Genomic DNA, 20,795 nt, shown 5'->3' on the forward strand with positions numbered 1-20,795 from the left:
TCAGATCGCCGCGGGCGGCGCCTGCTCGTCATGCGGCTGCGGCGCGCGGGAAATCTGCATCGCCTGCTGCGGCATGCCGATGCCGGCCCGATCGAAATGGATTTTCACCAGCCGGTCGAGAGCGTACTGTACCACCCACTGTTTCAGCGCCTGCGTGCGCACCGTCACGCGGGTGGTGAACGAGCGATCGCCCAGCGCCACCACGCCGTTGAAGACCGGCTCGCCAATCAGGAAATGCTTGACCTGTTCATCCTGCTTCAGCGCCTCGATGGCTTGATGCAGCACCGCATTGACCCGATCGATGTCCTCGTCGCGGCTGACGGTGTAATTGGCGCGGTACACCCCGAACTCACGCGCATAGTTGGCCAGCGTGGTGATCGAAGAGTACGGCACGATGTGATAGACGCCGTAGTCGTCGCGCAGGCCGATCGAGCGGATGGTCATGCGCTCCACGGTGCCGGTGATGCCGCTGACGGTGACGTATTCGCCGGTGTTCATGCCGTTTTCAAACTGGATGAACACGCCGGTGATCACGTCTTTCACCAGCGTCTGGGCACCGAAGCTGATGGCCAGCCCCAGCGCGCCGGCGCCCGCCAGCAGCGGCGCGATGTTCAATCCCACCTGGGACAGCACGATCATCACGGTGATGGTGCTGATAACGATAGCCAACACGTTGCGAAACAGCGTCAGCAGCGTGCGTTCGCGCGCGCTCGGCCGCACGCCGTTGCTCAGCTCCAGCGCCAGGCGGTGCTCGATGATGCTGGCCATCAGCGTCCAGCTGAACACGGCGATCAACAGGATCAGCAGAATATGCACCAGCCCGCCGAGCGTCCGCTGGCCATTTTCGCTGCCCGCCCATTGATACAGGTTGATCAGGTGCCAGGCATCGAGCAGGAACAGCGTCACCGCCAGCACCACCATCACCCGCAGTATCTTCAGCCCGTTCGGGATGTAGGAGTTGATGCGCCGCTCGAGCATCGGGTAGCGCAGATTGACGTCGGTCGGCAGTGAAATGCGGCGGAAAATCCAGCGGGTCAGCATGCCGGACAGCAGCGCGCCGACGCCGACCACCAACAGGCTTTTCACCGTGGCGCTCATCATAAAGCGCAAGCTGTTGCCGATGTCGAACTGGGACAGCACGAACAACACCAGAAAATAGGCGATCGCCAGCAGATGCCAGATATGCCCCAGGCCGCGCAGGATCACGCTGAAAAACGCCATCGACCGTTCGGCCAGCAGGTTGATCTGTTGCTGTATCGGCTTGCGGTTGTGCAGGATCAGCCAAATGGCGTACAGCGTCAGCGCCAGCATCACCACCAGGTTGACGGTGGCGGCGGCCGGGTAGCTTATTTGTACCGCCACCACCGGCACCACCACCATCAGGCCGTAGCCGATCAGACCGCTGAGCCAGGCGAGGCGCGTGTTCCAGTAGTGCGCGCTCCGGTCGCTGAAGGGGAAGGGGCGCAGATAGTCGAAGTTGGGGGCGAAAATCAGCCGCAGCACCGCCTTGAAAAATTCAATCACCGCGAAGGCGCTGAGAAACAGGGTCTGCAGCCGCAGAATGGTGGCGCTGTCGGCGTGGACGTGGCGGGCGAACAGATTGCCCGCCGCCAGCGCCAGCAGCAGCACCAGCAGATCGATGGCGAAAGCGCCGAGAATGGCGGCGGGGCGTTTATACCACGGGCCGCGCTGTAGCCGCGCATTGTGTCCCCAACTGCCCATGCGTTTGTACAGCGGCGCGATCAGCCGCCGGATCAGGTGGAACAGCGCAAAGGTGACCGCCACCGTCAGCAGAAAGTAGCCCAGCGCGCGGAAAAAGCCGGCGGGATTGAAAACGCGCTTCGGGCCGGAGTCGATCAGCTTTTGCAGCGCGCCGAGCTTTTGGTTAAAGGTGCCGATGCCTTCCTGCGCCAGTGAGTTCAGGCTGTCGCTCAGCGTAGCGGGGGTCGATTCTTCCGGCGTTGCCGGCGCGGCGGCGGGGGCGTCGCCGGCGGTCTGTTTCAGGTGGTTGATGAGTTCCGCGCGCGCTTTGTCGTCTTGCAGCAGATCGGCCAGCGCGGCGTAGGCGGCTTTCTGCTGCTCACTCTTGTCGGCGGGCGCGGGCGGCGCATTTTGCGCCAGCGCCGGTGGTGCGAAGACGTTCAGGGCCAGCAACAGCAGCAGGAAAAGTAGGTGTTCTCGCAGATGAGAACCTCGTCGGGAGTCTGCGTTTGGCGGCATGGTTCCTCTCTTTGGCGTTCTGTGATCGGCGGATATAAAAGCAATACGATGAAAAACAATCAATATAGTAGGAAAGGTGGCGCGACGGGGCGTGGGAGAGCGTGCGGAATGAAAGCGGCGGGCGCGTGGCGCGCCCGCCGTTAAACCGCTTGGATCAGGACACGTGCTGCAGGAACTCCTGCAGACGCGGGCTTGGCGGATGATTGATCAGATCGTGCGGGTTGCCGTCTTCGGCAATCCGGCCCTTGTCGATAAAGATCAGGCGCGACGCCACTTTTTCGGCAAAGCCGACTTCATGAGTGACGATGACCATCGTCATCCCTTCTTCGGCCAGATCCTGCATGACCTTCAGCACTTCGTGGCGCAGCTCCGGATCGAGCGCGGAGGTCGGCTCGTCGAACAGCATCATTTTCGGCTTCACCGCCAGCGCGCGGGCAATCGCCACGCGCTGCTGCTGGCCGCCCGACAGTTCAGACGGGTAATGGTGGGCGCGCTCCGCCAGACCGACTTTGGCCAGCAGCTCGCGCGCCAGCTTTTCCGCATCGGACTTCTTCGCGCCGCGTACGCGGATCGGGCCGAAGGCGACGTTTTCCAGCGCCGTCAGGTGCGGGAACAGATAGAACTGCTGGAACACCATGCCGGCTTCCTGGCGGATCAACCGATCGTCCACTTTCGGATCGTTGGCTTTCAGGCCGTCGACGATCAGATCGCCGCTGGTGACTTCTTCCAGCTTGTTGATGCAGCGCAGCAGGGTGGATTTGCCGGAGCCGGACGGCCCGATGATCACCACCACTTCGCCTTTGTCGATCTTCAAATCGATGTTGTGCAGCACCTGGGTTTGGCCAAAATGCTTGGAGACGTTTTTAAATTCAATCACAGGATTTTCATCCTTCTTTCCAGACGACGCAGCACGAAGCTCAGCACCAGGGTAATAATCAGATAGATAACCGCCACGGCGCTCCAGATTTCCAGCGCGCGGAAGTTACCGGCAATAATTTCCTGACCCTGACGGGTCAGCTCCGCCACGCCGATCACGATGAACAGCGAGGTGTCTTTGATGCTGATGATCCACTGGTTGCCCAGCGGCGGCAGCATGCGGCGCAGCGCCAGCGGCATAATGACGTAGCGGATGGTTTCGCGGCGCGACAGGCCGAGCGCCAGGCCGGCCTCGCGGAAACCGTTATGGATAGACAGCACCGCGCCGCGGGTGATTTCCGCGATGTAGGCGCCGGAGTTGATCATGATGGTCACCACCGCCGCGGTGAACGGATCGATGCGCAAATCGGTGAACGCCATCGGCAGGGCGAAGTAGATGAACATCACCTGCACCACGATCGGCGTGCCGCGGATCACTTCGATAAACACCAACGCGATGTGGTTGGCGATCCAACCGCCATAGGTGCGGGCAAAGCCGGCGACGAGGCCGATGATCAGGCCGCCAATCAGACCGAGGACCGAAATCCACAGGGTCATTTTGGCGCCCTCTAACAAGATAGGAATGGCGGGCCAGATGGCGCTCCAGTCGAACTGCATGATATTTCTCCCGGTGATCCCAAACGTGGGTATCAGATACAACGAAGCGCAGGGGGTTAAGCGCCCCCTGTGCTTAAGTTAATAGCTTGCCAAATTCACAGCTTACTTAGGTTCGGTGCCGAACCACTTCTTGTAGATTTCGTTATAGGTGCCGTTCTCACGCAGGGTTTTCAGCGCGCCGTTCACCTTCTCGCGCAGCGCATCGCTGCCTTTAGGGAAGGCGATGCCATACTGCTGCGCTTCCAGCGAATCGCCGACGGTTTTGAACTTGCCGGCGCCAGCCGTCTTAATGAAGTATAGGATGTTTGGCGTGTCGTGCAGCACCGCGTCGGCGCGCTTGGTGCCCAGTTCCATATAGGCGTTGTCAATGTTCGGGAACTGACGCAGATCCTTGGTTTTGATGTGCTGCTTGGCGTAATCCACCGAGCCGGTGCCGCTCTTCACCGCCACCACTTTGCCGTTCAGATCGTCGATGCTTTTCACGCTGTTGTTGTCGGCATTGACCATCACCAGCAGGCCGCTTTTGTAGTAACCGTCGGAGAAGTCGATGGCTTTCTTGCGCTCATCGGTGATGGTGATGCCGGCCAGCGCCAGATCGACGTTTTTGGTCTGCAGCGCCGGAATGATGCCGCCGAAGTCCATCGGTTTCAGGGTGTAGTCCAGCTTCAGCTCTTTGGCGACGGCGGCCCACAGGTCGATGTCGAAGCCGACGTATTTGTCGCCTTGCTTGAACTCAAAAGGAACGAAAGCGGTGTCGGTGGCGACCACCAGTTTGTCTGCTGCGTGAGAACTTACGGCAAAGGCCAGGGAGAGTGCGGCCAGGGAGACTTTAAAAATCGACTTCATGAGAGGAATTCCTGTACAGGTTGCGGATTACCCATTTTTTATATTGCAGTTGGTGCCATGAAAAAATCGTGCCATGTTTTCAACTACTATAAAAACAAAGAGTTACTTCGTGATGTTGTGCCGGAAAGGCGAATTGTTATGGTTGTGCACCACAATGAGGCACCGAAATGGTGCGTAAGAATTATCTTGGTGCACGGGGCTATCATTAACCAAATTTTGGCTGTGAAACAACCGTTCTTTAACGTTTTTGCTTCAATATTGATAACTAACTCTAACTTTCATGATGCACCGACGGTGCAAGCGGGGGCCGCGAGAGGAGAAAAAGGGGAGCAGATAATGCTAACGCAACTGGCTGTCTTTGCTGCCGCGCCGGTTGTACAGGCTGGTGGCCGCGTGTTTTTTGTCTTGTTCGGTCTGGCAGGCGAGGCAATAACGCACCCCCTTCAGCGCCTTGCGGCGCGCCTCGGGGATCGGTTCTCCGCATTCCTGGCAATAGCGTTCGCTCTCGCCATGCCCGAGCGCATCACGCGCGCGCTGCACCGCATCGTCGACGGTAGAATCAATTTGATCTTGTACGGCGCCGTCCGCCGCCCAGCCGCTGGCCATCATCACCTCCTGATAAGGGAAACCTACCGTTTAATATGGGCCGTTTTTTGCACAATTCAACGACCGCGCAAAAGAAAACAGGCCGGGCGAAGCCCAGCCTGTTCTGCCCGGCACGACGGGCGGTCTGCAACGCGTTGCGGCGTTATTCGATATTGGATTCGATGAACCACAGGAACTTGTCCAGATCGCGCGAGGCGGCGGTGAACATGTCGGCGGTGTCTTCGTCTTCCACTTCGGTAATGGCTTTGCGGATGTCATTCGCCACCGCGCCGTAGCGATCGGCCAGCGCTTTCAGGTGTTCTTGCACGCTGTGGATATTGGTTGGATAGCTTTTCAGCGGCGTGCGATCGTTCACCACCTGTACGGTGCCCAGCGCCACGCCGCCCAGCTGCACCACGCGCTCGGCGAAGGTGTCCTGGTGCTCGATGATGGCGGTGCGGAAGCCGTCCAGCATTTCATGAACCGCGATAAAGTTCGCGCCACGCATGTTCCAGTGCGCCTGTTTGGTGATCAACGAGAGATCGATGAATTGCACGACCTGATGGTTCAGCGCCTTGATGGCGGCCAGTTTGATTTTTTCGTCCAGATCGTTACGGGTATACAGCAGATCAGAAGATTTCGTTTTCACCAGTTTAGCGGTACTCATATCAGATATCCTCTTGATTAGTCGTTGTCCTATTTCGTTACGGGATCAATTATAGCAGGGCTGTTTATTTTTGCCGGACGAAAATGGCTATTGCACAAATAGGGTTAGCCTACGAATAATTGGTCTGGTTGAATTTTTATTTAATGCAACAGCATGAAAAATATAATTATTTATCATTCACTGATTTATTGTTTATGGCTGTGAAAATTTACCTTGGTTATTTTATTTTTTCGCCTGCGGGTTTCGGCTAAATATCCGCTTTGTTATCGTGGTGTTAATTTCTCATCCATTCATATTGATAGCGGTAATTGATGCCGCTACAGTAGGGTAATTATCCTCTCTCTTTATAGGCGAATAATGAAAATTAACGTCGTCGGCACCAGCGGCAGCGGTAAAAGCACCCTGACGCGTCAACTGGCGGAACGTCTTGACGTTCCCTATATCGAGATGGACAGACTCTATTGGCGGCCCGAGTGGCAGGGGACGCCCGATGGTGCGTTCCTGGCGCGGCTTGAGCAGACGCTGGCCGAAGCGGGAGGAGGCTGGGTGCTGGACGGCAACTACAGCCGCACGCAACCGATCAAGTGGCGCGAGGTCGATTATATCCTGTGGCTGGACTACGGTTTCTGCCGCACGTTGTGGCAAGCCGTGCGGCGCGCGTGCCGACGCGCGGCCAGCAAAAGCGAGCTGTGGCCGGGCACCGGCAATCGGGAAAGTTTCCGCCGTTCTTTCTTTAGCCGCGAGTCGATCGTGCTGTGGACGATCCGCACTTACTCGAAGAACCGGCGAAAATACCTGGCGGAGATGGCTCGTACCGATGCAGGGCACCGTTTCGTGCGCTTGCGCTCTCCCCGCCAGGCCGCCGATTTTCTACGGACGCTGCCGCAGGCTCACAGCAGCAGGCGGTGATGGATCCTCACCACCGCTTTCTTGACGTGCTGCGGCTGCTGCCACAGGCAGCCGGTCTTATGCGGTTCCATCTGGAAAAAGATCGCGAACATACCGTGCGTCATGTGCAGCGTTTGCGGGTGGCGTTTGATGTCCAGCAGCAGCAGGTCGCTATTTTCTGCATGCGGATGTTCGCGATGCCAGTCGCCCGCCAGGCCGTATTCGATGCGTTCTTCGCCGCTGATCAGCAGATGCAGCGCGATGTACTCCTGATGCATTTCGGCGCGCTTTTCCGCCGCCGGCACGGTGGTCAGCGTCATCACGTCCATAAAGATGTTATCGCCGTCGATCGGGTGATGGCCCAGCGCCAGTTCGGGCAGGTCGCATCGGCGCAACTCGGTCAGGGTTGAAACCAGCGCTGGCGCGAGTCCGCGGCCGAAGCGTGGGTTGAACAGGCTGTTATGAATCACTGTTATTCTCCATGTGAGCGAAAGTCCAAAGAGCCTGCGATACAGGCTAAGGGGAAGTATGCCGATTTGTCACGAGGAAAACAGTTAACCCGCCTGCATTCCGGCGTTGCGGTCGGCAGGCGAGTCAGGCGATCAGGAAAGGCTTTCGAGGCGCGGTTTGGGGCGAATGGTCAGGGCGGAACCCATGGAGGCGGCGATGATCGCCGCCAGCGCCAACCATTGTACGCCGCTCAGGTGTTCGCCGAGGAACAGCATGCCGGACAGCGCCGCCATCGCCGGCTCCAGGCTCATTAAGGTGCCGAAAGTGCGCGCCGGAATTTTGGGCAGCGCGATGATCTCCAGCGAATAAGGTAGCGCGGTGGAGAGGATCGCCACCGCCAGCGCGACCGGCAGAATATCGAGGTTGAACAGCACGCTGCCGGTTTGCCAGGCGCCGATCGGGCAGAACACCAGCGCGGCGATCAACGAACCGAGCGCCACCGTGCCGGGGCCGTGATCGCCGCCGGCCTTTTGGCCGAAAATGATATAGACCGCCCAGCAGGCGCCGGCGCCGAGCGCACAGGCGGCGCCGAACGGATCGATCCCGCCTACGCCGTGGCCGAGCGGCAACAGGAACCACAACCCGGCGATCGCCAGCGCCACCCAGAGAAAGTCGATCGGCCGCCGCGACGAGAACATGGCCACCGCCAACGGGCCGGTAAACTCCAACGCCACGGCGATGCCGAGCGGCACGGTGCGCAGCGACAGGTAGAACAGGTAGTTCATCGCGCCGAGCGACAGGCCGTAAATCAGCAGCGGCAAGCGGCTGCCGGCGACGATGCGCATACGCCACGGGCGGAAGATAATGAACAGAATCAGGGTGCCGATGAAAAGACGCAGCGTCGTAATGCCTTCCGCGCCCACGATCGGGAACAGGCTTTTGGCCAACGAGGCACCGCTTTGGATAGACACCATGGCGATGATTAACAGACAGATGGGCAGCAGCGCGGAGGGCGCTCTGCCGGAAGTAGATAACGACATCCTTAACGGGCCTTTTTTGCGCCGTTCCTCAGCCTTGAGAAAACGGTCGAAACGGGGATGCGAGCAGTGTAAATGAAATGGCGAAAATCTGTCTGAGAAAAGCGCACATCGCGGTGAAATCCGCCGATCCTCGGATGAGATGTGGCGAATTTGGTCAAAAAGTGCGCTTTTTCTTAAGAATTATCTGGATATTAAATTGGTGATTTTTGTCACAGAAAGCCGTAGAATACGGCCGAAAATAGAGCGAAAAGAAGTAGATACACTGTTCTTGAAATCTTCTGTTACACGATATAAAGCATTAGACACTCATTTCAAGGCAGAGTTTCACGCTAATTTTTGTTATATTTTCAAAGCATGAACAAATGGATGTACTTAATAATAAAACGCGTTTGAGGTGGTTATGAAAAAAATTGCATGTCTTTCCGCAGTAGCAGCTTGCGTATTAGCAGTTAGCGCAGGTACCGCATTCGCTGGTCAGAGCACCGTATCCGCTGGCTATGCGCAGGGTGATCTCCAAGGCGTTGCTAACAAGGCCAACGGTTTCAACCTGAAATACCGTTACGAGTTCGACAACAACCCACTGGGTGTGATCGGCTCCTTCACCCACCTGGAAAAAAATCGTTCTGAAAGCGGTTTCTACAAGAAATCTCAGTACGATTCCATCACCGCAGGTCCAGCTTACCGCTTCAACGACTGGGCGAGCATCTACGGTGTGATCGGTGTTGGCTACGGCAAAAACATCGACAACGCCCAGGCTGGCGGTAACAAAGGTGGCAACAGCGACTACGGCTTCACCTACGGTGCAGGTCTGCAGTTCAACCCAATCGAAAACGTTGCCCTGGACGTTGGCTACGAGCAGAGCCGCATCCGCAGCGTGGACGTTGGCAGCTGGAACGTTGGCGTAGGCTACCGCTTCTAAGATTTCTTCATGCCTGCGGGCGTGAATGCGCGGCACAGGTTGCCGCGCGGATAAAAAATCCGCCTTCGGGCGGATTTTTTTTATCTGTCATTAGCCGCTGCGCCCCGTCGGCTGCGTCGAAAAGCGCGCGCTGCGGGCATCGCGCTCATAGCCTTGCGGTTCGGTCAGTAAACCGTACAGCTCGGGGCGGCGTCCGTAAATCCAGCGGCGTCCGGTACTGAGCGGGATCAGCGTCAGATCGAGATCGGCACTGACCAGCCGGTCTTCCGCCGCCCAGGTCTCCGCTACGATGCGGCCGTAGGGATCGAGGATCATCGCATTGCCGGTGCGTACCTCATCGTCATCGCGGCCCACGCCGTTGCTGAATAACAAAAACAGCCCGTTGTCATGAGCGCGCGAGGGCAGCCAGCGCATCAGCCAGCCGCGGCCGTGTTCGCCGCGAAAGGCGGCTTCTATCGCCTGCGGATCTTCCGCTCGCCGCTGCCACAGCGCCTGTGGGATCGGCTTCATGCCGTGCGGGCTGCGCGAATGGGTGCCGCCGGTCTGGTGCGGGGCCATCAACACCTCCGCGCCCAGCAGCGCCGTCGCGCGCACATTCTCCACCAGATTGTTGTCCCAACAGATCAATACGCCCACGCGCACGCCCCAGGGAGTGTCGAACACCGTATAGCGATCGCCGCTGGCGATAGCCGGGTGTTCGAAGGCGTGCAGTTTACGGTGCACATGCAGCGCGCCGTCCGGCAGGCATACGGCGTAGGCGTTGTAGCAACGGCCGTCATCGCCCAGCTCGATCAGCCCGACGCCGATCGCCATGTTGTAACGCTCCGCCAGCGGGCGAATGCGCGCCAGCGAAGGGCTGGCCGCGATCGGTTCCGCCAGCGCCCGCACTTCGGCGTCGGACAGATGGCGTACGTGCCAATAGCCGGTGATGCACATTTCCGGGAAGGCCAGCAGCTGTACCTGCTGCTCGGCCGCCTGAGCGATAAAGCGCTCGATGGTCGACAGGTTGTAATTTTTATCGTTGGCGCGATGCTGGAATTGCACCGTGGCGGCGCGCAATGAGATGGTCATGGGGTCTCTCCGGTTAGGGTCTGCGTTGATTACAGCAGGTGGATTGATTACTGTATAATCAATTAAATTCCTTATTCGATAACTTAATGGAATGGATATAAAACAACTGCGCGCCCTGGTGGCGCTGGCCGAACAGGGCAACTATCGTCAGGCGGCGAGCCGGCTATGCATCAGCCAACCGGCGCTGAGCAAGCAAATTCAGGCGCTGGAAACCCAGCTCGGCGTTCGATTGTTCGAGCGTGGCCGACAGGGGGCGGTGCTCACCGCCGGCGGGCAGCGGCTCTACCCGGAGGCGCAGGCGCTGGTGGCGCACTACCAGCAGTTTCAGCGGCGCGCGCGGCGGGTGGCCCTCGGGGAAGCGGGGCGGCTGTCGCTGGGATTTGGCCTTTCCAGCTTTCATCTGGCGCCGCAACTGGTGGCGGCCTTTCGCCAACGGTTCCCCGAGGTGGCGATCGGCCTGGAGGACTTGCCGTCGGAACGCCAGTATCAGCTGTTGCTGCAGGGAGAGTTGCAGGCGGGGTTCGTGCGTTTGCCGGTCAATACGCCGCTGTGCGGCGTGGCATTGCTGAGCGATCGGTTGGTGCTGGCCGCGCCGGGCGCGCTGGCGCTGCGCGCCGACGATCTGATGGCGCGTTTCAATCAGTTGCCGCTGTTGCAGCTGACGCCCAAACGCGGGCGCGGGCTGAGCGATCAGTCGCTGCGGTTTATCGCCGCTCACCGGTTGGTGCCGAATGTGGTGCAGCAGGCCGGTGATATCCAAACGTTGTTGGCGTTGGTTGCCGCCGGCGTCGGTGTCGCGCTGCTGCCGCACAGCATCACGCATATCGCGCCGGCCGGTATCGACATTTTACCGCTGAGCGGCGAGGAGACGGAGTGGCAGGTCGGGATCGCCTGGGATCCGCAGCGCGCCGACGCGCTGCGGGACAACTTCATTCAGACGGCGTTGACGGTGCAACGCGCTTAGGCATTCAAAGCGGGCAATGCATCACGACGATCGGGCTCTGGTGATACTCGCTGCGGTGGCTTTCGCTAAAGCCGACTTTTTTCGCCAGCGCCAGCGAGGCCTGGTTTTCCGGCGAGATGATGCAGACGGTTTGCGCGCCCGGCAGGTGCGTCTTACCCCAGGCCAGCGCCGCCCGCAGCGCCTCGGTGGCGTAGCCTTTGCCGTGCGCCGAGCTCACCAGCGTCCAGCCCATTTCCGGCGCGTCGAGCGCCGGGGTGATGTCGCGCAGGAAGTTGGAGAAGCCGATGCTGCCGAGATACTCGCCGCTTTGTTTGTCACGCACCGCCCAATACCCGTATCCCAGCAGCGCCCAGTGGCCGACGTAGCGCATCAGGCGCCCCCAGGAGTCTTCCCGGTCGCGCGGCGTGCCGCCGATATAGCGCACCACCAGCGGATCGGCCCACAGCGCGGCCAGCGAGTCGAAGTCGTCCAGCGTGTGCGCTTCCAGCCGCAGGCGTTCGGTGATAAGCGTTGGCGCGGTGTTGATTACGGTCATGTTGCTGCTCCTGCACAGGGTGAAAGGCGATGAAAAACAACGGCGTTCAGTATGCCAGAGAAATCACACCGCCAGCCACAACAGCCAGGTGAACAGAAAGCCGCTCAGGCCGAGCAGGGTGGTCAGCACCGTCCAGGTCTTCAGGCCATCGGCCACCGACAGCCCCAGATAGCGCGTGACGATCCAAAAACCGGAGTCGTTGACGTGGGAAAGCCCCAGTCCGCCGAAACAGGTCGCCAGCGTCACCAGCACCAGCTGCAGCTGATTCAACCCGCTGACCGCTTCCGACAACAGGCCGCCGGTGGTCAGGATCGCCACGGTGGCGGAACCCTGCGAAGCGCGCAGCGCCAGAGAAATGATAAACGCGGCGGGCACCAGCGGCAGGCCGATGGCCGTCAGCACTTCCGCCAGCGCCTTGCCGACGCCGGATTCCACCAACACCTTGCCGAACACGCCGCCCGCGCCGGTCACCAGGATCACCACCGCGGCGGTCGGCAGCGCAGCGCCCATCACGTCGCTGGCGTGTTGCAGACTCCAGCCGCGGCGCAGCGCCAGGAAGTAGAAGGCCAGCAGCAGGGCTATCATCAGCGCCACCGCCGGCGACCCCAGCAGAGACAGCGCATCGCGCAGCGCCGAGCCTGCCGGCAACAGCGTGGCGGAGACGGTGCCGAGCATGATGATGGCGATCGGGATGACGATCAGCGCCGCCACCAGGCCGGCGCCGGGCGGGTTGATGCGATCGCTGAGCGGCGCGTGATCTTCCGGCCGCGGCTCCGGCGCCGCCAGCTGCAGTTGTTCCAGCACCTCTATCGATAACGGATAGGTTTTGCGGTTGAGGTAGTTGGCGGCGAAATAGCCGATCACGCCGACCGGAATACAGATCGCGAGGCCGATGATGGTCAGCCAACCGATGTCGGCGTTGAGCAGGCCGGCGGCGGCGACCGGGCCGGGGTGCGGCGGCAGCGCGACGTGTACCGTTAACATCACGCCGGCCATCGGCAGGCCGAACTTCAGCGGCGACACTTTGGCGACCTTGGCGAAGCCGTAAATAATCGGCGCCAGAATGATAAAGCCGACGTCGAAGAAGACCGGAATGCCGAGGATAAATGCGGCGAGGGTCAGCGCGGCGACGGTATGTTTCGGCCCCAGCCCCTGGCTGAAGCGTTGCGCCAGCGACTCGGCGCCGCCCGAGTGTTCGATCATGCGCCCGAGCATCGCCCCCAGACCGATGATGATGGTCACCGAGCCGAGCACGCCGCCCATCCCGGCGGTCATCACTTTCATCACTTCACCGGTCGGAATGCCGCTGGCCAACGCCACCAGCAGACTGACCACTAACAGCGCGACAAAGGGTTGCACCTTCGCCTTGATCACCATCAATAACAGCAGCACCACGCCGAGTACGGCAATCAGCAACAGCAGAGAGGTAGACATGAAAAAAGCCTTTCGTTGGGTAAGCGTTGGGCACCGCGATCGCCGCGTGGCGATACGGGTGCGTTTCATTGTTATAAAATCGTTTTCCTGGTGTCGGCGTGCGGCTTTAGCGGTAAGGCTTCAGCCAGCCGAGTCCGGCGGCGGTGTCGCCACGCGGGCGGTATTCGCAACCGATCCAGCCCTGATAGCCGAGCGCATCCAGCTTGTCGAACAGCCACGGGTAATTCAGTTCGCCCTCATCCGGTTCATGACGATCCGGCACCGAGGCTATCTGGATATGCGCGTAGCGCCCGGCCAGCGTTTCCAGCAGCCCGCTGATATTGCCGTCCACTAACTGCGCGTGGAAAAAGTCGAACTGGATGAACACGTTCGGTCTCTCGATCGCCGCCACCGCTTCCGCAGCCTGATGTTGACTGGCGAACAGGTAGTCGGGCTTGACCGGTGGGCTGAGCGCTTCGATCAGCACCTTGACGCCGTGCGGGGCGAAGGCGTCGGCGGCATAGCGCGCATTGGCGATAAAGGTGTCGAGATAACGCTGCCGATCCGCGCCCGCGGGCACCACGCCGGCCATCAGGTGCACGCAGGGGCAGGAAAGGGCGATGGCGTAGGCCAGCGCGCGATCGATATCAGCGCGCGCATCTTGCTCGCGGCCCGGCAGCGCCGCCAGCCCCCATTCGCCGGCGGCGACATCGCCGGGCGCGGTATTGAACAGCACCTGTTGCAGGCCGTGTTCGCGCAGCTTTTCGGCCAACAGCTCGGCGGGATGTTCGTAAGGGAACAGGAATTCCACCGCGCTGAAGCCTTGTTCGGCAGCGGCGGTGAAGCGATCGAGGAACGGCACCTCGGTAAACATCATCGATAAATTGGCGGCAAATTTAGGCATGGGTCAGCTCCGTAATTCGGCAATTTCATCATCGGTCAAATAGCGGATCGGACGATCGCCGAGGGTGAAGATCAGCCGCGCCGCATCTTCCATCTCTTCGGCATTGTCCGCCGCCGCTCGCAGGTTTTTACCGGTCACCACCGGCCCGTGGTTGGCCAGCAAAAAGGCGCGGTGGGTCGGCGCCAGGCGAGCCAGATCCTGCGCCAACCTTTCGTCACCGGGGCGATAGTAGGGCACCACCGGCACCTTGCCGACGCGCATCACCACATAGGGGGTGAACGGTTTGATGGCGTTGTCGACGTCCAGCCCCTGCAGGCAAGAGAGCGCCGTGAGGTAGGTGCAATGCAGGTGCACCACCGCTTTGCATTCAGGATTGTTCAGATACAGCGCTCGGTGAAAGCTGATCTCTTTCGACGGCTTGTCGCCGGAGAGCCAGTCGCCGTTCAGGCTCACTTTAGACAGGCGATCGGCCTGCAGCTCGCCCAGGCAAGAGCCGGTCGGCGTCGCCAGCAGCGCGCCGTCTGGCAGCAACAGCGAGAGGTTGCCGGCGGAACCGGTGGCGTAACCGCGTTGAAAAAACGAGGCGCCGAGGCGCACCATCTCTTCGCGCGCCTGTTGTTCGATGGTCATGGTCATACTGGAAACTCCGTTTGCGCGCGCGCGAAGAAGGCTTCATCGCCAAAATTGCCTGATTTCAGCGCCAGGGAAATCGCCCGATCGCTGGCGCGCACCCAGGGAACGCCGGGGGAAATGCTGGGGCCAATATGGAAGCCGCGAATGCCCAGCGCCTGCGTGACCACGCCGGAGGTTTCTCCACCGGCGACGATAAAGCGGCTGAATCCCAACTGGCGCAGTTGCACCACCAATTCGGCGAACAACGCCTCCACCGCCTCGCTGGCTGCGCTACCGTGCTGCCGTTGCGTTTGCTGCAGTGCTTCCGGCGCCGCGGTGGCGTAGATCAGCGGGGCAAGCGCCTCCCCGGCGTGATGCTGCGCCCAGTGCGCCAACTCGGCGGCGTAGGCGGCGCGTGCCTGCGGTTCGAGGCAACGGTCGATATCGATGGCCTGCGCCGAAGCGCGCTCGCGATAGTGCGCCACCTGCCGGTTAGTCATCACAGAACACGAACCCGACAGCACTGCTGCCTTTTCCCCCTGCGGCGCGCCGGCCGCCTCTGCCGCACGATCGCCGCTTTGCGCCCATTGCCGCGCCAGGCCGATCGCCAGGCCTGAACCGCCGGTCACCAGCTTCATCGTTTTCAACGCTTCACCCTGGATGAGCAGATGCCGCTCGTTGAGCGTATCCAGCACCGCGTAGCGCACGCCTTCCTGGGCCAGTTGGCGCAGCTTCTCGCTGACCGCCTCGGCGCCGCGATCCATTTCCGCCGCCGTCACCAGCCCGCAGCGCCCGGCGGCCTGGGATTCCATCAGGCGCAGCAGGTTGCTGTCGGTCATTGGCGTGACCGGGTGATGACGCATGCCGGATTCAGACAGCAGCTGTTCCCCGACGAACAGGTGGCCCTGATAGACCGTGCGGCCGTTTACCGGCAACGCCGGTGAGACAACCGTGAAATTTTCCCCCAGCGCGGTGAGCAGGGCGTCGGTCACCGGGCCGATATTGCCCTGTGCGGTGCTGTCGAAAGTGGAGCAGTATTTGAAGTAGAACTGGCGGCAGCCCTGTTTTTGCAACCAGGCCAGCGCCTGCAACGACAGTTCGACCGCCTGTTCTGCCGGGCAGGAACGCGATTTCAGGCTGATGACCGCCGCCTGTGCATTGATCTGGGTTTCGTCTTGCGGCACGCCGTTCAGCTGCACCGTCGGCAGGCCGTTTTGCACCAGAAAACTGGCGATGTCGGTCGCGCCGGTAAAGTCATCCGCGATTACGCCAAGCAGCATCAGAGCGCCTCCTTTTTCTGCGGCAGATCGATGCCGGTAAAGATTTTGATTACCGCACTGTCATCTTCTTTACCGTAACCGGCGTTGCTGGCGGCAGTAAACATGGTAAAAGCGGTAGAGGCCAGCGGCAGCGGGAAGTGCAGCGCCTTGGCGGTATCCGCCACCAGCCCCAAATCCTTGACGAAGATATCCACCGCCGATTTGGGCGCATAGTCGCCGTCGACCACGTGGCGCATGCGATTTTCGAACATCCAGGAGTTGCCGGCGGCGTGGGTGACCACGTCGTACATCACGTCCAGCGGGATGCCGGCGCGGGCGGCCAGCGCCATAGCTTCCGCTCCGGCGGCGATGTGCACGCCGGCCAACAGCTGATGGATGATTTTTACCGTCGCGCCCAGACCGATCGTCTCGCCGATGCGGTAAACCTTGCCGGCGATGGCGTCCAACACGGGTTGCAGACGCTCGAAGGTGGCGTCGGCGCCGGCGGCCATCACCGTCATCTGGCCTTCCTCCGCCTTGGCCGCTCCGCCGGAAACCGGCGCGTCCAGCATCGGTAGCCCGTAGTCCAGCAGCCGTTGCTCGATCTGTTTGGCGTCATCGGCGGAAATGGTCGAAGAGACCATCACCGCGGTGCCTGGCTTGAGCTTTGGCGCCAGGCCTTGTTCGCCGAACAGGATCTGCTTCACCTGGGCGGCATTCACCACCAGCAGCAGCACGGCGTCCAGCTCGGCCGCGAAGTCGCACGCGCTGGTAGACGTTTGTTTCGCGCCAGCCTGCTGCAGCGTCGCCAGCGCCTGCGGATTCAGGTCCGCCCCGTAGGTGGTCAATCCGGCGCGGAGGCACGAACGCGCCGCGCCCATGCCCATCGCGCCCAGTCCGATGATGCAGACGGCATAATTCCCTGGGTGTGTCATACTGCACTCCTGTTAATTTTAGTGATAATTTGTTTTGTTGTGTTAAATGTAAGCGCTTGTCGATGGTTTATCCGCGATCGATATCACAATAATTAACAATGTGTGAAACGAGTTTTTCGTCTGATTTCTGGCCCGTATCAACATTATTATTATGTTTTTAAATAAGTTTATGTTTACCTGGCCTAACTGCGCGCGTCGTCACGCCGCGAAAAATTAGGGCTATCGGCGAACGAAAATTGACGTAAAATCACAATTATTATCACCGCAGCAACGAGAGGGAACCGTGATACCTGTAGAACGCCATCAACAAATTCTTGCGCTGGTATCCGAACGCGGCGTCGTCAGCATTGCCGAGCTGACCGAACGGCTGGGGGTATCGCACATGACGATCCGCCGTGATTTGCAAAAGCTGGAGGAACAGGGCGCGGTGCAGTCGGTCTCGGGCGGCGTGCAGGCGCCCGAGCGGGTGGCGAGCGAACCTTCGCACCAGGCCAAAGAGGGGATGTTCAGCCGGCAGAAACTCGCCATTGGCCGGCTGGCGGCGCGGCAAATTCCCGCCGGCAGCTGTATCTATCTGGATGCCGGCACCACCACGCTGGCGCTGGCGAAACAGATCGGTGGACGTGACGATTTGACGGTGGTGACCAACGACTTTGTCATCGCCGGCTTCCTGATCGAACACAGCCAGTGCAGAATCATCCACACCGGCGGCACCGTGTGCCGGGAAAACCGCTCCTGCGTCGGCGAAGCGGCGGCACAGGCGCTGCGCGGTCTGTTTATCGATCTGGCGTTCATCTCCGCCTCTTCGTGGAGTATGCGCGGCCTGTCGACGCCGAACGAAGACAAGGTGATGGTGAAGAAGGCCATCGTCGAGGCCAGCCGCCGCCGCATTCTGCTCAGCGATACGTCCAAATACGGCAAGGTCGCGACCTACCTGGCGCTGCCGATCGCTGCCTTTGACGCCGTCATTACCGACGAAGGGTTGCCCGCCGCCGCGCGGGAGGCCATTGAGCAAGCGGGGATTGCATTGCTGACGGCGGGAGAAGAAGAATAAGAACGAACCGGAATCAGGATGAAAGCTCGGTATCGATGCCACGTGCGGGCGCTTCACTTGCTTCAATGCCGCCGCGTTCACGCCATTCGCGGCGCCTTTGTTCAGCCCATTCTTCGTGGAAGGCTTGCATCTCTTTTTGGTGCTGTTCCTTTATGCTCATAGGGGTTGGGTGAGATTCTGCCGTCAACAGACGGGATTTCGATGACATATAATCCGTCCTCAATAAGCTCTTGGTTGTACAAATAATGTACGCGATGCGCGTGTTTTTTCAAGAGCGAGTCATAAATTCTGGCTAGCGCTGGCCTGAGCGGTACACTGAAAACCAATCTTGCTTGGTATTGCGCCACAAAAGTGACGATCGCCAGGCCGATGCCATTAATGAAGAGTTGTTCTCGTTCATATCGGGTGTACGCCATCCTGGTATAGGTATCAAATAAGGATCTGGTTACTTCGGCGCGGTTTTCCAATGCTCTTACATCGTACAGTTCCATGACGTAAGCATTGTCCAAAACTTCCGAGGCAGGATAAGCCCCAATAAGCCATTGACGCATCCTTAACGTCGCTTTTTTAAAATCAAGGTAATACGCAGCAACGCTGCTGGCTTTTTTATAAACCGTTATTCGGTATCTATACTCCGTGACAGGTCGTGCATTGATCTCCCTCACATCAATCTCCATGATAAAATCCTTTTTACTATTATTTTTCCTATAGTTATCCCCTTTGTGACGAACAGATTATTAATCGCGGCGGAGACAATCCTCCAGCCGCCGATGAGGGTTGTGCGCAGCGCTGCGCAAAACTAAATGCCGCTGAACCAGTTGTAGCCCTGGTCCTCCCAATAGCCGCCCGGATTGACGTCGCTGACGAAGATCGCGGCGATATGTTTGGCGTTTTTGAACCCCAGTTTGGTTGGCACGCGCAGCCGCAGCGGGTAGCCATAGTCCGCCGGCAGCGCCTTGCCGCCGAAATCCAGCGCCAGGATGGTCTGCGGGTGCAGCGCGGTGGCCATGTCGAGGCTGGCGTAGTAACGATCGGCGCATTTGAAGCCGACGTAACCGGCATTCAGATCCGCGCCGACGTGCTGCAGAAAGGTGCGCAGCGGCACGCCGCCCCATTGACCAATGGCGCTCCAGCCCTCAATGCAGATCAGACGCGTGATCTGACTTTGCTGTGGCAGCCGCTGCAGCTGTTCCAGCGTCCAGGGCGCTTTTTTCTCCACTTTCCCCGCGACCTCAAGCCGATAGCCGGCAAGATCGATCTCGGGGACGTTGTATTCCGGGTAAAACGCGTTGAAGGGGAAAGGCTGGGTAATCTGATCGGGGCGGTAAGTTTGCGCCAACCGCTGGCCGCTGAACAGCCAGGCCTGCACTCGGTCGTTCCAGCGCGACATGGCCCACAGCACCTTATCCACCCGATCGCCGTCTTGCAGGTTGCAACCGGTGAGCATGGCGATGCCGCCCAGCGTCAGCCCGGAGCGCAACATCAGCCGGCGTTGCAGATTGACCAACTGCTTTTTTTGGTCCGGTTCCAGCGTCGGCGCGGCTGCCCGCTGTTTTTTCTCATTCATGTTTGCCACCCGTTATCATCGCCCACAGAGTTTTGGGCACGACAGCCACCATAAAGACGTGGATCGCCACGAACAGGCCGATGCCGGCCATGGCGAAAAAATGCACGTAGCGTGCGAAATCGAAGCCGCCAAACAGCGCGACCAATCCCTGCAGCTGAACCGGCTTCCAAATCGCCAGGCCGGACAGCACCAGCAATAGACCCAGCGCCAGTACGCCGAGGTACATCAGTTTCTGAATGGCGTTATAGTGGCCATGCCGGTGGCGCAGGCGCAGCGTCAACGCCAGCCAGATATCCTGCCGCAGCGCGCCGATGCGAAGCGGCAACAGATCGCGGCGAAAATGACCGCTGAACAGGCTCCACAGCAGATAGCAGACGGCGTTGAGCGCCAATAGCCACATCACCGCCAAATGCCAACCAATCGCGCCGCCCAGCCAACCGCCCAGCGTCATCTGCGGCGGAAAGCGGAAATCGAACAGCGGCGAGGCGTTGTAGATTTCCCAACCGCTCATGAACATGCACACCATGGCGAACAGGTTGATCCAATGAGTGATTCGAACCGGCCAGCGATGCACCGGCCGCGACGCGTTGGTTTTCATGGCTTTCCTCCGGTTACATCGGCGGCACGGTGCCGTCTTTGCCGGCGGAAATGCGGGTGGCGATGCGTTCGCCCTTATCGTTGACGGCGGAGAACAGCACGATGTGCACGCCCGGTTTAAGCAGGCTCAGATCGCCCGGATCCAGCGTCACGATCGGCACGTCTTCCGGCACGACGACGGTTTTCTGCTGGTTGCCGTAGGTGACGGTCAGGGTGCGGCCGTTGGATTTGAGCAGTTTACCGACGGTGCCGTTGGTCATGGTGTCCACTTTGCCGTCGGCGGATTCCCAGGCCGAATGCCCTTCGCCGGTGCCGCGCAGGCTGGCGGCGAACACGTGCACTTCCAGCGCTTTGAGCGTGCCGTCCGGCTGCGGCACGGCGGCGGTGCCGATAAAGCTGTCCGGTTTGATGTCGTCCAGCGTGGCTTTGGAAACGCTGAGCACTTTGGTCTGATCGTTCAGCTTGACGCTGAGTGTCTCGCCTTTGCGATCGGTCAGTTGCAGATTGCCGTCGGCAACCTGGCTGATGGTGCCGCGCAGCGGCGCAATCACCTTGCCCGGCGGTTGGGCGGCGGCCAAGCCGCTGGACAGCAGTAATGTGGATAACAATAAACCGGCTATACGATGACGGGTAATCATAATGTTCTCCTGAAATGAGTTTGCCGGTTAAGCATGGTTGACCTACTGGGTCAGCGCCATGGCCGTTTGATGACATTAATGTCATCAAGTTTGTCCGC

General features: G+C 59.9%; 23 protein-coding genes. 4 read left to right on the plus strand and 19 right to left on the minus strand.

All coding sequences use genetic code 11. The features are described 5' to 3' along the window. The 6 genes from ybiO to dps all read right to left on the minus strand — a co-directional run bounded on the left by ybiO (window position 1) and on the right by dps (window position 5,851). Complete coding sequence (gene ybiO, locus ACTJJ6_RS00105; protein ID WP_240429742.1) at window positions 1-2,220, minus strand: mechanosensitive channel protein; 2,220 nt, start codon at window positions 2,218-2,220, stop codon at window positions 1-3. Window positions 2,221-2,374: 154 nt separating this feature from the next. Then, the gene (gene glnQ, locus ACTJJ6_RS00110) at window positions 2,375-3,097 is read right to left on the minus strand and encodes a glutamine ABC transporter ATP-binding protein GlnQ (RefSeq protein ID WP_004939230.1); all 723 of its coding nucleotides are present in this window, start codon (window positions 3,095-3,097) and stop codon (window positions 2,375-2,377) included. Then, window positions 3,094-3,753 carry a glutamine ABC transporter permease GlnP gene (glnP, locus tag ACTJJ6_RS00115; RefSeq protein WP_004939229.1) on the minus strand — a complete coding sequence of 220 codons (660 nt, stop codon included), beginning with the start codon at window positions 3,751-3,753 and terminating at the stop codon, window positions 3,094-3,096. The genes glnQ and glnP overlap by 4 nt, the downstream gene beginning before the upstream one ends. A 102-nt stretch (window positions 3,754-3,855) precedes the next feature. Then, window positions 3,856-4,599, minus strand: a complete 744-nt coding sequence (gene glnH / locus ACTJJ6_RS00120) for a glutamine ABC transporter substrate-binding protein GlnH (RefSeq protein WP_019454486.1) — start codon at window positions 4,597-4,599, stop codon at window positions 3,856-3,858. 339 nt (window positions 4,600-4,938) lie between these two features. Next, window positions 4,939-5,205 carry a DksA/TraR family C4-type zinc finger protein gene (locus ACTJJ6_RS00125; protein ID WP_016928515.1) on the minus strand — a complete coding sequence of 89 codons (267 nt, stop codon included), beginning with the start codon at window positions 5,203-5,205 and terminating at the stop codon, window positions 4,939-4,941. Window positions 5,206-5,347: 142 nt separating this feature from the next. Beyond that, complete coding sequence (gene dps / locus ACTJJ6_RS00130) at window positions 5,348-5,851, minus strand: DNA starvation/stationary phase protection protein Dps (protein ID WP_016928514.1); 504 nt, start codon at window positions 5,849-5,851, stop codon at window positions 5,348-5,350. Between the two features lie 357 nt (window positions 5,852-6,208). Between dps and ACTJJ6_RS00135 the strand changes: the two genes are divergently transcribed. Beyond that, window positions 6,209-6,760: an adenylate kinase gene (locus ACTJJ6_RS00135; protein WP_440801631.1), complete on the plus strand. Its 552-nt coding sequence runs from the start codon at window positions 6,209-6,211 to the stop codon at window positions 6,758-6,760. Here ACTJJ6_RS00135 and nanQ read toward each other — a convergent pair. Together nanQ and rhtA are read right to left on the minus strand one after the other, a co-directional pair. After that, window positions 6,742-7,209, minus strand: a complete 468-nt coding sequence (gene nanQ, locus ACTJJ6_RS00140; protein ID WP_016928512.1) for an N-acetylneuraminate anomerase — start codon at window positions 7,207-7,209, stop codon at window positions 6,742-6,744. The two genes, ACTJJ6_RS00135 and nanQ, sit on opposite strands and share 19 nt — an antisense overlap. A gap of 132 nt (window positions 7,210-7,341) precedes the next feature. Beyond that, window positions 7,342-8,229 carry a threonine/homoserine exporter RhtA gene (gene rhtA / locus ACTJJ6_RS00145; protein WP_004939202.1) on the minus strand — a complete coding sequence of 296 codons (888 nt, stop codon included), beginning with the start codon at window positions 8,227-8,229 and terminating at the stop codon, window positions 7,342-7,344. A gap of 400 nt (window positions 8,230-8,629) precedes the next feature. Here rhtA and ompX point away from each other — a divergent pair, with 400 nt between their 5' ends. Further along, window positions 8,630-9,148, plus strand: a complete 519-nt coding sequence (gene ompX / locus ACTJJ6_RS00150; protein ID WP_004939201.1) for an outer membrane protein OmpX — start codon at window positions 8,630-8,632, stop codon at window positions 9,146-9,148. Window positions 9,149-9,238: 90 nt separating this feature from the next. Here ompX and ACTJJ6_RS00155 read toward each other — a convergent pair whose 3' ends face one another. Further along, window positions 9,239-10,219 carry a nitrilase family protein gene (locus ACTJJ6_RS00155; protein ID WP_412088883.1) on the minus strand — a complete coding sequence of 327 codons (981 nt, stop codon included), beginning with the start codon at window positions 10,217-10,219 and terminating at the stop codon, window positions 9,239-9,241. A 91-nt stretch (window positions 10,220-10,310) separates the two neighbouring features. On the opposite strand from ACTJJ6_RS00155, the gene ACTJJ6_RS00160 reads away from it, so the two are divergent. Continuing rightward, window positions 10,311-11,183, plus strand: a complete 873-nt coding sequence (locus ACTJJ6_RS00160) for a LysR family transcriptional regulator (RefSeq protein WP_440801638.1) — start codon at window positions 10,311-10,313, stop codon at window positions 11,181-11,183. Between the two features lie 4 nt (window positions 11,184-11,187). On the opposite strand, the gene ACTJJ6_RS00165 is transcribed toward ACTJJ6_RS00160, so the two are convergent. The 6 genes from ACTJJ6_RS00165 to ltnD form a co-directional block, all read right to left on the minus strand. Beyond that, a complete protein-coding gene (locus ACTJJ6_RS00165) occupies window positions 11,188-11,718 on the minus strand; it encodes a GNAT family N-acetyltransferase (protein WP_440801641.1) in 531 nt (176 codons plus the stop codon). Between the two features lie 63 nt (window positions 11,719-11,781). Beyond that, window positions 11,782-13,152, minus strand: coding sequence for a GntP family transporter (locus ACTJJ6_RS00170; protein ID WP_016928507.1), 1,371 nt, complete (start codon window positions 13,150-13,152; stop codon window positions 11,782-11,784). A gap of 106 nt (window positions 13,153-13,258) precedes the next feature. Continuing rightward, the gene (otnI, locus tag ACTJJ6_RS00175) at window positions 13,259-14,035 is read right to left on the minus strand and encodes a 2-oxo-tetronate isomerase (RefSeq protein ID WP_016928506.1); all 777 of its coding nucleotides are present in this window, start codon (window positions 14,033-14,035) and stop codon (window positions 13,259-13,261) included. Window positions 14,036-14,038: 3 nt separating this feature from the next. Beyond that, window positions 14,039-14,671, minus strand: coding sequence for a 3-oxo-tetronate 4-phosphate decarboxylase (otnC, locus tag ACTJJ6_RS00180; RefSeq protein WP_016928505.1), 633 nt, complete (start codon window positions 14,669-14,671; stop codon window positions 14,039-14,041). Further along, window positions 14,668-15,927: a 3-oxo-tetronate kinase gene (gene otnK / locus ACTJJ6_RS00185; protein ID WP_016928504.1), complete on the minus strand. Its 1,260-nt coding sequence runs from the start codon at window positions 15,925-15,927 to the stop codon at window positions 14,668-14,670. The genes otnC and otnK overlap by 4 nt, the downstream gene beginning before the upstream one ends. Further along, window positions 15,927-16,841, minus strand: a complete 915-nt coding sequence (gene ltnD / locus ACTJJ6_RS00190) for an L-threonate dehydrogenase (protein WP_143778748.1) — start codon at window positions 16,839-16,841, stop codon at window positions 15,927-15,929. The genes otnK and ltnD overlap by 1 nt, the downstream gene beginning before the upstream one ends. 283 nt (window positions 16,842-17,124) lie before the next feature. Here ltnD and ygbI point away from each other — a divergent pair, with 283 nt between their 5' ends. Continuing rightward, entirely contained in the window at window positions 17,125-17,895 is a 771-nt protein-coding gene (ygbI, locus tag ACTJJ6_RS00195) for a DNA-binding transcriptional repressor YgbI (RefSeq protein ID WP_350024523.1), read from the plus strand. Window positions 17,896-17,996: 101 nt separating this feature from the next. On the opposite strand, the gene ACTJJ6_RS00200 is transcribed toward ygbI, so the two are convergent. The 4 genes from ACTJJ6_RS00200 to ACTJJ6_RS00215 form a co-directional block, all read right to left on the minus strand. After that, window positions 17,997-18,572: a hypothetical protein gene (locus ACTJJ6_RS00200; protein ID WP_079449495.1), complete on the minus strand. Its 576-nt coding sequence runs from the start codon at window positions 18,570-18,572 to the stop codon at window positions 17,997-17,999. A 122-nt stretch (window positions 18,573-18,694) separates the two neighbouring features. Continuing rightward, window positions 18,695-19,462, minus strand: coding sequence for a molybdopterin-dependent oxidoreductase (locus tag ACTJJ6_RS00205; RefSeq protein WP_033640918.1), 768 nt, complete (start codon window positions 19,460-19,462; stop codon window positions 18,695-18,697). Then, window positions 19,455-20,060 (minus strand): cytochrome b/b6 domain-containing protein, encoded by a 606-nt coding sequence (locus ACTJJ6_RS00210; protein WP_048795952.1) that lies wholly within the window; start codon window positions 20,058-20,060, stop codon window positions 19,455-19,457. The genes ACTJJ6_RS00205 and ACTJJ6_RS00210 overlap by 8 nt, the downstream gene beginning before the upstream one ends. 13 nt (window positions 20,061-20,073) lie before the next feature. After that, a complete protein-coding gene (locus tag ACTJJ6_RS00215; RefSeq protein ID WP_420277023.1) occupies window positions 20,074-20,697 on the minus strand; it encodes a hypothetical protein in 624 nt (207 codons plus the stop codon). Window positions 20,698-20,795: the final 98 nt, after the last annotated feature.

The sequence above is a fragment of the Serratia sp. 22278 genome, from assembly GCF_052045405.1.
Lineage (GTDB): Bacteria > Pseudomonadota > Gammaproteobacteria > Enterobacterales > Enterobacteriaceae > Serratia > Serratia marcescens.

Coding starts and splice junctions, on each gene's coding strand:
- ybiO (WP_240429742.1), bottom strand. CDS start 2,220: ATGCCGCCAAACGCAGACTCCCGACGAGGTTCTCATCTGCGAGAACAC.
- glnP (WP_004939229.1), bottom strand. CDS start 3,753: ATGCAGTTCGACTGGAGCGCCATCTGGCCCGCCATTCCTATCTTGTTA.
- glnH (WP_019454486.1), bottom strand. CDS start 4,599: ATGAAGTCGATTTTTAAAGTCTCCCTGGCCGCACTCTCCCTGGCCTTT.
- ACTJJ6_RS00125 (WP_016928515.1), bottom strand. CDS start 5,205: ATGGCCAGCGGCTGGGCGGCGGACGGCGCCGTACAAGATCAAATTGAT.
- dps (WP_016928514.1), bottom strand. CDS start 5,851: ATGAGTACCGCTAAACTGGTGAAAACGAAATCTTCTGATCTGCTGTAT.
- ACTJJ6_RS00135 (WP_440801631.1), top strand. CDS start 6,209: ATGAAAATTAACGTCGTCGGCACCAGCGGCAGCGGTAAAAGCACCCTG.
- rhtA (WP_004939202.1), bottom strand. CDS start 8,229: ATGTCGTTATCTACTTCCGGCAGAGCGCCCTCCGCGCTGCTGCCCATC.
- ompX (WP_004939201.1), top strand. CDS start 8,630: ATGAAAAAAATTGCATGTCTTTCCGCAGTAGCAGCTTGCGTATTAGCA.
- ACTJJ6_RS00155 (WP_412088883.1), bottom strand. CDS start 10,219: ATGACCATCTCATTGCGCGCCGCCACGGTGCAATTCCAGCATCGCGCC.
- ACTJJ6_RS00160 (WP_440801638.1), top strand. CDS start 10,311: ATGGATATAAAACAACTGCGCGCCCTGGTGGCGCTGGCCGAACAGGGC.
- ACTJJ6_RS00165 (WP_440801641.1), bottom strand. CDS start 11,718: ATGACCGTAATCAACACCGCGCCAACGCTTATCACCGAACGCCTGCGG.
- ACTJJ6_RS00170 (WP_016928507.1), bottom strand. CDS start 13,152: ATGTCTACCTCTCTGCTGTTGCTGATTGCCGTACTCGGCGTGGTGCTG.
- otnI (WP_016928506.1), bottom strand. CDS start 14,035: ATGCCTAAATTTGCCGCCAATTTATCGATGATGTTTACCGAGGTGCCG.
- otnC (WP_016928505.1), bottom strand. CDS start 14,671: ATGACCATGACCATCGAACAACAGGCGCGCGAAGAGATGGTGCGCCTC.
- otnK (WP_016928504.1), bottom strand. CDS start 15,927: ATGCTGCTTGGCGTAATCGCGGATGACTTTACCGGCGCGACCGACATC.
- ltnD (WP_143778748.1), bottom strand. CDS start 16,841: ATGACACACCCAGGGAATTATGCCGTCTGCATCATCGGACTGGGCGCG.
- ACTJJ6_RS00200 (WP_079449495.1), bottom strand. CDS start 18,572: ATGGAGATTGATGTGAGGGAGATCAATGCACGACCTGTCACGGAGTAT.
- ACTJJ6_RS00205 (WP_033640918.1), bottom strand. CDS start 19,462: ATGAATGAGAAAAAACAGCGGGCAGCCGCGCCGACGCTGGAACCGGAC.
- ACTJJ6_RS00210 (WP_048795952.1), bottom strand. CDS start 20,060: ATGAAAACCAACGCGTCGCGGCCGGTGCATCGCTGGCCGGTTCGAATC.
- ACTJJ6_RS00215 (WP_420277023.1), bottom strand. CDS start 20,697: ATGATTACCCGTCATCGTATAGCCGGTTTATTGTTATCCACATTACTG.